We start from the raw sequence: 9,771 nt of genomic DNA, 5'->3' as shown, positions 1-9,771 counted from the left end.
CCGGCGTCGCGGCCGGCCGCTTAAGCACAAACGACGGCGACGCTCCCCAGCACGGGAGGCGTCGCCGTCGTCGGTCTTGCGTTGGTAAGCGCTACTCGGTGACGGCTGCGGCAACTGCCGCGGTGACCGCCGGTGCCACGCGGGCGTCCAGCGGGCTCGGCACGATGTAGTCCGCTGAGAGGTCCTCTGCGGCGAGCTCAGCAATGGCGTTGGCCGCAGCGATCTTCATGGCGGGCGTGATGCGGCGGGCTTTGGCATCGAGCGCTCCGCGGAAGATGCCCGGGAAGGCCAGCACGTTGTTGATCTGGTTCGGGAAATCGCTGCGGCCGGTGGCTACAACTGCTGCGTACTTCTGGGCAACCTCGGGCAGAACTTCAGGGTCCGGGTTGGACAGGGCGAACACGATCGACTGATCGTTCATGAGCTTCAGGTGTTCTTCATCCAGCTTGGAAGAGGAGACACCCACAAAGACGTCGGCGCCGGTCAGTCCTTCGCCCGGACCGCCGCTGATGCCGCGGGGGTTGGTGCGCTGGGCCATGCGGGCTTTGACGCTGCCGGGATCGGCCACGAGGTCTGCACGGTCCGCGTTGACCACGCCCTTGGAGTCGAGCAGGATGACGTCCTTGATGCCAACAGCCAGAAGGATCTCGGCAATGGCGATGCCAGCGGCACCGGCACCGGAGACGACTACCTTGAGTCCGGCGAGCTCGCGCTGGGTCACCTTGGCGGCGTTGGTCAGGGCGGCAAGAACCACCACGGCGGTACCGTGCTGGTCGTCGTGCATGACCGGGCAGTCCAGGGCTTCGATGAGGCGCTCTTCGAGTTCGAAGCAGCGCGGAGCCGAGATGTCCTCGAGGTTTACTGCGCCAAAGCTCGGGCGGAGGCGGACCAGGGTTTCGATGATCTCGTCCACATTGGTGGTGTTGAGGACCAGCGGGATGGAGTCGAGGTCGCCGAAGGACTTGAAGAGGGCCGACTTGCCCTCCATGACCGGCAAGGAAGCGCTGGGGCCAATGTTGCCCAGACCCAGAACGGCGGTGCCATCGCTGACCACAACAACCAGGCGTTCGGCCCAGGTGTGGGTGCGGGCAAGTTCAGGGTTGGCGTGGATTGCGCGGCTGACCTGGGCAACGCCAGGGGTGTATGCGATGGAGAGGTCGCGCTTGTTGTTGAGCGGGACGGTGCTGGAAATGGTCAGCTTGCCGCCTTCGTGGGCGGTGAAGATCTCTTCTTCACTCAGTACCAGGGCGTCGTTATCAGTTGCAATTGTCTCAATGGACACGTCTTTGTCTCCTCAGGCTAGCCGTGGACCCACGGCATGATTCGGGCAGGAACAGAACTGCTGGTGCGGGCCAAGGGTGACTGGTCCGGCATTGCTTCTGCAGATAGGGGGCTGCTAGCCGCTTCGGTGATTCCAGCCTAGGGACACGTTGAGGGTACAAGATTCAATACCAACAGAGACGATTCGAGAGTAAAACGTTCAACCAAGCCAAATCGTGAGCTACCTCACGCCAAAAAGCGTGTTCTGGGGCCGCATCGGTCTAGACCAGCGGCCCGTTTCTCATTCACCAGAGAGCAGCGTGCACGCTTTCTTCAGGTCCTTCTCCGCCTCAAACAAGGACAACCTCCGGCAGCGGACCGCCTGCACCAAGCCACTCACCAGGTGCAGCAGGATGCGGGCCTTCACCGTGTCCTTCCCCTGGTCCTTGCTCAACGAACCGACCACTTCTTCGGACAGGGCATCGATCTCGCGCAGCAGCTGCGCCGTGTCGTCATCCTTACCCGCAGGACGGATGAGGCAGTGCTCAATACCCGGTTGCATAACCCGCAAGTGAAAAATCTCCATCATCAAACCCGCGAGGGCATGGCCTTTACCTTCCCGCAGCCGGACGCCGTCGCGAAGTTCCCTCAACTGTTGCCGATAGACGGCCAGCATCAGGTGGGCAGTGGAAGGGAAGTAACGGTAGAGCGTACCGAGCGGAATGTCAGCCCGGGCCGCCACGTCAGAAAGGCTCAACGTATCGAACTGCCGTTGGGCGAAGCCTTCGGCAGTCTTGAGAATGCGGGCATAGCGCAACTGCTGCCGCGGTGTGGTGGGCGCGGCAGCCATACGGGGCAGCCCCGTGGTCAGGTCAAGGGAGTAGGGTTCCAGTGAGTTTGTTGCGGGCATTTCCGGCGATCTCTTGGCAGGCTGACAACGAAACGGCCGGCTGGGTCCAGGACCACAGCTGGCCGATCGCATCAATGATACGGGAGCAAAATGACCGTTTCCTGAGAGCTCGATCTGCTTCCATGAGCCATGCCTTTCCCGTCTATCCACCCGGCAGACATACACTTCATGCAGGTTTTGAAGCCACTCGGGAGGAACACACACATGGGGAAATTACGACGCCGGATGGCAGCAGCGCTGCTGACCGCCACTGCTGCGGCCATGGCACTTAGCCCCCTGCCGGCGTCGGCCGCGCCCAGCAACGGGCCAGACCCCATAGTCAACGGTCAAGCATTCGTCGGCAAGAAGCTGACCGCGGACATCGGCCCGTACACGTTCTACGGATGCGGGGGCGGCAAAGGCCCCGATTTCACGATCTACTGGACCCGGGACGGCTTTCTGGTGGCCGGGGAAACAACACGCAGCTACACGCTGGAGCAGGACGACACCGGCGCCCGCATGGCCGCGCACGTGACAGCCAGCACCACGGCCTGCGGCGGAGAATCGCTCCACAGTAACGAAACCAAGCCCGTGGGAGCCGCGAACAGGGCTGCAGGTTTCACTGGTCGCAGCTTTGAACTCCTCACCCGCGCCAACGATGGCTCGCTGGTGCTCTACGGGCGAAATGGCAGCGCATGGGATCCAGCCCGAACCGTGGGTTACGGCTTCAACATCTTTAACACGGCGTTCTCCCCAGGCGACTTCGACGGTGACGGCAAAAGCGACGTGATAGTGCGTGACTCCGTCGGGGGGCTCTACCTCTTCAGCGGGGACGGCGCAGGCGGATGGAAGCCAGCTAAGCCCATCGGTAACGGATGGAACGTGTTTGACTCCATCGTCGGTCCGGGAGACTTCAACGGCGACGGCCATAACGATGTCCTCGCGCGAGAACCCGGCGGCGCCCTCTATCTCTACCCGGGCAATGGTGCCGGCGGCTGGTTGGCGCGAACCGCCGTCGGGACCGGCTGGAATGTCATGGACGCACTGGTGGCGCCTGGTGACTTCAATGGCGACGGAAATGTGGACATCCTGGCACGTGACCGCAGCGGCTATCTGTTCTTCTACGGCGGCAATGGCTCAGGAGGCTGGTCGCGGTCCTGGATGATCGGCGTGGGATGGAACGCCCTCAAATATGTTGGCGGTGCCGGTGACTTCAACGGTGACGGCTTCCCCGACGTCTACGGAGTGGACCAGCAAGGCCGGCTCCTTGCCTACTACAGCGACGGTAAGACGGGGTGGAAAGGTTCCGAAGCGGTGGGCGCCGGATTCGGGTGGTTCACAGCAATCTTCTAGGAAGATCCCAGTCGCGGTACCATTAACCCCATAAAGTCTGGGGAGGACACAATGTTTGCTTCATCACGCCCTACGTCCGGCGTGCGCCGGGCTATAGCCGGAATAGGGGCTGCGATCTTTGCAGCAGTTGTTCTGGCCCCCGCCCCCGCCATGGCCACCATGGACCCCGAACCGCCGGTGATCACGGGCGCGCCATACGTTGGTTCCACCCTCACGGTCACCTGGGACCCCTACGCGTACAAGGGCTGCGGCGCTGCTGCCGGCCCGGACACACGCATCTATTGGACGCGCGATGGTGAAGTAGCAACGGACCACCCCACATGGCCCGACTATGTCCTCACTGAAGAAGACCGCGGCAAAACCATCGCCGCGCACCTGGTGGCCAACTATCCCTGTGAAGGCATGGAAGTCGCCAGCGAGGAAACCGCTCCGATTTCTGCGTCCAACCGGCCCAACGGGTTCACTGGCCGCGGGGCGTTCGAGCTCCTGGCCCGCCGATCCGATGGCGCGCTGCTGATGTACCCGCGGGTCCAGAACTCCTGGGAACCGGCGAAGACGGTCGGTGCAGGCTGGAATATTTTCCCCACAGTGCTCTCCCCCGGTGACTTCGACGGCGACGGCATCAACGACGTCCTGGGCAGGGACTCAGCAGGCGGCCTCTACCTGTACAGCGGTGACGGCTCAGGCGGCTGGAGCGGCCCCCGGAAGGTCGGGACCGGGTGGAACATCTTCACTTCGCTGGTCTCTCCCGGAGACTTCAACAGCGACGGCACCAACGATGTCCTGGCCCGCGACGCCAACGGGGTTCTCTACCTTTACCCCGGCGATGGTGCCGGCGGATGGCTGCCCCGGTCCGTGGCGGGGCAAGGCTGGAACTCCCTGAACGCGCTCATCACCCCCGGCGACTTCGACGGCGACACCAACGTTGACGTACTGGCTCGCGATTCTGCCGGTTACCTGAGGCTCTACAGCGGCAACGGTGCCGGCGGCTGGAACGGCATGACCGTAGTTGGCCAGGGCTGGAACGGCATGAGCAAGATCGGCAGCGCCGGCGACATCAACGCCGACGGCAGCCTCGACGTCTTTGCTGTGGATGGCTCCGGCCAACTGCGCGCCTACTACGGCAACGGCAGGGCCGGCTGGGCCGGCGCTGAAGTTGTCGGCTGGGGTTGGGGCGGTTTCACGGACCTGTTCTAGCCTCAAGCCACCATTTCGAGGGTTCCTTGGCGCTTACGCTGTTGCGAACGGCACCGTGAGCAGGGAACCATCGAATTGGTGTGTGTTCGCCATCCATCCACGGCGTCGCAATATTCGGACCGCTATATGCCAGCGGGCCAGCAGGCGGTAGTGTCATCCCAATTGATCTCTTCGGCCAACTCTGTGCCGCCTTATTTTGGGGGAATCCTTGGGCTTTAACTCTGCCCTTCGCGCGCCTGCGCGCCGCCGCAGTCCACGCCGACTGCTTGCACTCATTACGGCCCCGGCTTTAGCCACTTGCCTCTTGGTCTCGGCCGTCCCTGCTTCCGCCGCTGAAGAAGCGGTGGACACCACGGCCTCCTTCACAAAAGATGCGGTGCCTAGCAAAGAATCCATCCAGGGGCTTCCCGTAGAAGCAGCCCCTAGATCGAAGGGTTTCGACGGCGACGGCACCTTCGATCTGTTCGCCCGGGACAACGCGGGCCGCTTGCTCCTCTACCCCACCGATGGACGAGGCAATTGGCGAGCGCCGCAAGTGATCGGCAACGGCTGGCACATTTACAACCTCTTGGTTTCACCGGGCGACTTTGACGGCGATGGAACCGTAGACGTCATGGGCCGCGACGGCTACGGACGGCTCTTCCTTTACCAAGGAAACGGCGCAGGGGCTTGGAAACAGGCCTTCCAGATTGGTCAGGGATGGCAGGGGTTCGTCAATCTGATCGCACCCGGTGACTTCAACGGTGATGGCACCAACGACATCCTTGCCCAGGATGGTTCAGGCAATGTCTTCCTCTACCCCGGCAACGGGCGGGGTGGTTGGCTCACGCCGAGCAAGGTCACTACGAGCTGGCAGGGACTAGATGCTGCAGGGGCCGGGCATTTCTATGGCACATCCGAAGCCGTGGTCCTCGCGCGCACCCGCTTTGGCGACTTGCAGGCCCGTTCATCGCAGCGCAACGGTTTCTTCTTCGATTACGGTAGCCCCGACGCCTTTGACGGAACCATTGGCAGGGGCTGGGAGGCGCTTAGTCGTTTCGGGATTGCCGGTGACTTCAACGGAGATGGCTACAACGACGTCTATGGCATCAGCCCCAACGGCCTGCTGACGATGTACCTCGCCGACCCTTCAGGCTTCAGCAGCTGGGGCATCTACGGCTTCAAATGGAAGGGGCAGCCGGTAGTCGGAAGTGGCTGGAACGTCATGAACTACGTCTTTTAGGACTAGTCCACGCTCTTGATCTTCACCACAAACACGGCGCCCAAGAGCCCAATGACTGCGGCGGCTACGTACAGCGAGACGTAGCCGCCCCAATAGTCAACGAAGAGAAAAGCGATACCTGGAGCCAGCACCTGCGGCATTGAGTTTGCGATATTGATAACCCCCAGGTCCCTTCCCCGGTCAAGTGCTTTGGGTAGTACCTGAGTGATGAGTGCGAAGTCCACGGCCAAGTAGGCACCGAACCCGATCCCGAGAACCACTGCGCCCGTAATCGCCCCTGTCCATGTCGGGGAAAAAGCGAGGATCAGTGAGGCTACGGCGATGACGACGGATGAGGCAATGACCAAGGGCTTTCGCTTGCCCGTCCTGTCGCTCATCCGGCCACCCACGACGCTGGTAATGATGACGGCGACGGCATAAAGGCCGGTAACGACCAGCACCCCGAACTCGGGGTCAATGCCATTGACCTCCTTCAAGCGGACAGCATCCGTCAGGAAATAGAGCAGGTAGATAGTAACCATGTGATTTCCCGTGCTTACCAAGAACCTGGTCAACCACGCCCAAGCGAAATCCGGGTAGCGCTTGGGCGAAACCCAAAAGCCTTTGAGGAATTCAGCCATTTTGAACGGGGGACGCTCGCTAGGCGACAGTGGCTGATCGTCGCTCTTGAATAGATACAGAACGACGCCGGCCAGCAGCGCCGCGGCGCAGACCCAGTATCCGGCGGCGAAGTTCCCAGCTACGACAGCAGCGATTACTGCGCCAACGAGGATACCCACGGTCTGACCCATGGCTGCCAATCCGCCTACGGTTCCCCGCTGCGGTACGGGCACTCTGTCCGGGATAGCAGCGAAGATAGCCGCGTACATGGCGTTGGCTCCGGCCTGCACCAGGCACCACAGCAAAGTCATGGCTGCAACGTTGGGAGCACCGGCCAAAGCAATAAGCGCAGCAGCTCCAAGGATGGCGCCCATCAGTACCCAGGGAACGCGGCGACCAAACCTGGACGTCGTGCGGTCGCTGAAGGCCCCGAAGAGCGGGTTCGCCACCATGGAAACGGCCGCGCCGCAGCCCGTTACCAAGGCCAGAATGGCTTTCTTTTCATCCTCGTCGAAGTACGCCGCTTGTTGCGCAAGAAGAACCTGGAGGGGTCCAAAGAACGCTGCATTGATGCCCAGGTTAACCAGCACCACGCCCGTAACCCACAGGGGTCGCACACGGCTGACCGGCTCGGCCAGCGCCGTTGCGGTACCTCCACGGACTACGGCTGGGTCCGGCACCGGTCCCGGCAGATCGGACAAGCTCATGGCAGGTTCCCCCTCTTTGAATGTTTGGATTCAGCCTAGCGCGACGCGGCCACACTGAACCGCCGTCGGGTCTTTTATCCACATAGGCCGAAACAACTCCTGCCGCAGCACTGAACCAGGGGTTAGTGTGGCCTCAAACCGATAGAGGAGCAGCACCGTGAGTGAGCAAGTAAATACCGCCGATCTCTACGACGATCGCGGCGAGGAACTCGAGTCCATCGCCATCCAGTTTCACAACCTGGGCGGGCGCACGCATTTCAGCGGGCCTGTCCGCACTATCCGCTGCTTCGAGGACAACGCCCTGGTCAAGACCATCCTCAATACACCCGGCGACGGCGCCGTTCTGGTCATCGATGGACAAGGGTCACTGAGGACAGCACTCATGGGAGACATGATTGCGGAAAGCGCTGTGGCCAATGGCTGGGCTGGCGTAGTGATCAACGGTGCCATTCGAGACCGCGAGGCGATCGCCCGCTTACCCCTGGGCGTCAAGGCACTCGGCAGTAACCCGAAGAAGAGCGCCAAGACAGGTGTGGGTGAAGTGGATGTCCAGCTGGTCATCGATCGCGTCCGTATCCAGCCAGGCGTGATGATCTTCTGCGATCCGGACGGCATTCTGATCGAGCGCTGACCCTCACCGGGCTGCCGACTTAGAGGGAAAGTGGAAGAAATATTATCCCGTCGGGAATCAACCGGCCTGTAAGATAGTTACTGAAAGCAACTATCCTGCTTAGTCCACTTTTCTGCCACCTCTGGAGAAGATATGTCCAAAACTGCGCCTGTACGGGCCGCCGGAGAGGTCCTGACGCATCGTCAGACCCTCACGGTCATGGTGGGGCTCATGCTCGGCATGTTCCTGTCCTCGCTGGATCAGACCATCGTGTCCACCTCCATTTACACCATCGCCAACGACCTCGATGGCCTGTCCCTCCAGGCGTGGGCCACCACTGCGTACCTCATCACCTCCACCGTGAGCACCCCGCTGTACGGCAAGCTCAGCGACATCTTTGGCCGCCGCCCCCTCTACCTCGTGGCCATCGTGATCTTCCTGATCGGTTCCCTCTACGCAGGATCCGTCCATTCCATGACCGAGCTTGCCATTGCGCGCGGCATCCAAGGCCTGGGCGCCGGCGGTTTGCTGGCCTTGGCGCTGACCATCATCGGCGACATTGTGGCGCTGAAGGACAGGGCAAAGTACCAGGGCTACTTCATGTCTGTGTTTGGTATTTCTTCCGTGCTCGGTCCGGTCATTGGCGGCGCGTTCGCCGGCTCGGCCAACATCCTGGGCTTTGAAGGCTGGCGCTGGGTCTTCTTCATCAACCTCCCCATTGGGCTCGCCGCCCTTGTTGTGGTCTTCATGTACCTGCACCTCCCGGCCCGGCACGTGAAGCAAAAGATCGACTACTGGGGTGCAGCCGCGATCACCCTTGCGATTGTTCCGCTGCTGCTGGTTGCAGAACAGGGCCGCACCTGGGGTTGGGCCTCGGGCGCATCCTGGCTCTGCTATGGGCTTGGCGTCATCGGCATCGTCGCCTTCCTTCTGGCTGAGAAGCGCGCCGGAGACTACGCCTTGATCCCGCTGCGTCTTTTCAAGAACACCACTTTCGGATTGTCCTCGCTGCTGAACTTCATCATCGGCATTGGTATGTTCGGCGCCATCGCCATGCTGCCCATGTACCTGCAGCTCGTGAAGGGGCTTACTCCTACCGAGGCCGGCCTGATGATGATCACGTTCACTGTGGGCATCCTCTTTGGCTCCATCTCCGCCGGCCGAACCATCTCCTCATCAGGCGTCTACCGGGTCTTCCCGATCATGGGTACGGCTATCCTTGCGGCTGCCGCCACCGTGATGGGCCTGGTCCTCGGCGTCGATACCGGCCTCTGGGTTCCCGGCCTGATCGCCGTGTTCTTCGGCGTCGGACTGGGTTTCTGCATGCAGCCGCTCACGCTTGCCATGCAGGTTTCGGTCCCGCCGAAGGATATGGGCGTGGGCACCTCAACAGCCGCATTCTTCCGTTCCATGGGTGGTGCAGTGGGCACGGCAGTCTTCATCTCCATGCTCTTTAGCACTGCGGCTGACAAGATCGCCGACGGCATGAAAACTGCCGCCGCTACCCCGGACTATCAGGCGGTCATGCAGGACCCTGCCGTGGCGTCGGATCCCGCCAACGCCAAGCTCTTCGACTTCTTCAAGAACGGCGCCAACAACGAGTCCCTGAACGACACCAGCTGGCTCCACACGGCAAACAGCACGCTCACCAGGCCGATCACCGAGGGCTTCGCCCAGGCGATCGACATCGTGATGCTTACTGCTGCCGGGCTCATGCTCGTTGCCTTCCTGATCAGCTTCGCGTTGCCGAACAAGAAGCTCACGGACCCCAAGGCGGCAGCCAAAGAGTCCGTTCCCGCGCACTAGATTTGCGCGTCAGGTACTACGTCACGCACCACAAGCACGGCAGGCAGTCTTCGGACGGCCTGCCGTGCTTTGTGTTCAACTAGTTGAGCCATGAACCCGCTTTTGCCGCCACAGCAACCAGGGAGCG

At 61.8% G+C, this 9,771-nt stretch carries 8 protein-coding genes; 5 read left to right on the top strand and 3 right to left on the bottom strand.

Annotated features, from left to right (window positions below; translation table 11 throughout):
* Positions 1 to 91 precede the first annotated feature (91 nt).
* Together MOD31_RS20755 and MOD31_RS20750 are read right to left on the bottom strand one after the other, a co-directional pair.
* Positions 92 to 1,282 (bottom strand): NADP-dependent malic enzyme, encoded by a 1,191-nt coding sequence (locus tag MOD31_RS20755; RefSeq protein ID WP_166842475.1) that lies wholly within the window; start codon positions 1,280 to 1,282, stop codon positions 92 to 94.
* A 279-nt stretch (positions 1,283 to 1,561) separates the two neighbouring features.
* Positions 1,562 to 2,170, bottom strand: a complete 609-nt coding sequence (locus tag MOD31_RS20750) for a TetR/AcrR family transcriptional regulator (protein WP_043806405.1) — start codon at positions 2,168 to 2,170, stop codon at positions 1,562 to 1,564.
* Between the two features lie 204 nt (positions 2,171 to 2,374).
* On the opposite strand from MOD31_RS20750, the gene MOD31_RS20745 reads away from it, so the two are divergent.
* The 3 genes from MOD31_RS20745 (at position 2,375) to MOD31_RS20735 (ending at position 5,921) form a co-directional block, all read left to right on the top strand.
* Positions 2,375 to 3,502, top strand: coding sequence for a VCBS repeat-containing protein (locus MOD31_RS20745; protein WP_250821568.1), 1,128 nt, complete (start codon positions 2,375 to 2,377; stop codon positions 3,500 to 3,502).
* 51 nt (positions 3,503 to 3,553) lie between these two features.
* Positions 3,554 to 4,699, top strand: a complete 1,146-nt coding sequence (locus MOD31_RS20740) for an FG-GAP-like repeat-containing protein (RefSeq protein ID WP_142937601.1) — start codon at positions 3,554 to 3,556, stop codon at positions 4,697 to 4,699.
* A gap of 376 nt (positions 4,700 to 5,075) precedes the next feature.
* On the top strand, positions 5,076 to 5,921 hold the full coding sequence (locus MOD31_RS20735; protein WP_238703319.1) for a VCBS repeat-containing protein: 846 nt from the start codon (positions 5,076 to 5,078) through the stop codon (positions 5,919 to 5,921).
* 2 nt (positions 5,922 to 5,923) lie between these two features.
* Here the strand turns inward: MOD31_RS20735 and MOD31_RS20730 are convergent, their stop codons facing one another.
* Positions 5,924 to 7,228, bottom strand: a complete 1,305-nt coding sequence (locus tag MOD31_RS20730; RefSeq protein ID WP_142937599.1) for an MFS transporter — start codon at positions 7,226 to 7,228, stop codon at positions 5,924 to 5,926.
* Between the two features lie 157 nt (positions 7,229 to 7,385).
* On the opposite strand from MOD31_RS20730, the gene rraA reads away from it, so the two are divergent.
* Together rraA and MOD31_RS20720 are read left to right on the top strand one after the other, a co-directional pair.
* The gene (gene rraA / locus MOD31_RS20725) at positions 7,386 to 7,859 is read left to right on the top strand and encodes a ribonuclease E activity regulator RraA (RefSeq protein WP_011776445.1); all 474 of its coding nucleotides are present in this window, start codon (positions 7,386 to 7,388) and stop codon (positions 7,857 to 7,859) included.
* 132 nt (positions 7,860 to 7,991) lie between these two features.
* Complete coding sequence (locus tag MOD31_RS20720) at positions 7,992 to 9,644, top strand: MDR family MFS transporter (RefSeq protein ID WP_142937598.1); 1,653 nt, start codon at positions 7,992 to 7,994, stop codon at positions 9,642 to 9,644.
* Positions 9,645 to 9,771 lie beyond the last annotated feature (127 nt).

The sequence above is a fragment of the Paenarthrobacter sp. TYUT067 genome, assembly GCF_023656375.1.
In the GTDB taxonomy this organism is placed as follows: domain Bacteria; phylum Actinomycetota; class Actinomycetes; order Actinomycetales; family Micrococcaceae; genus Arthrobacter.
This window is presented reverse-complemented; position numbering and strand designations above follow the sequence as displayed.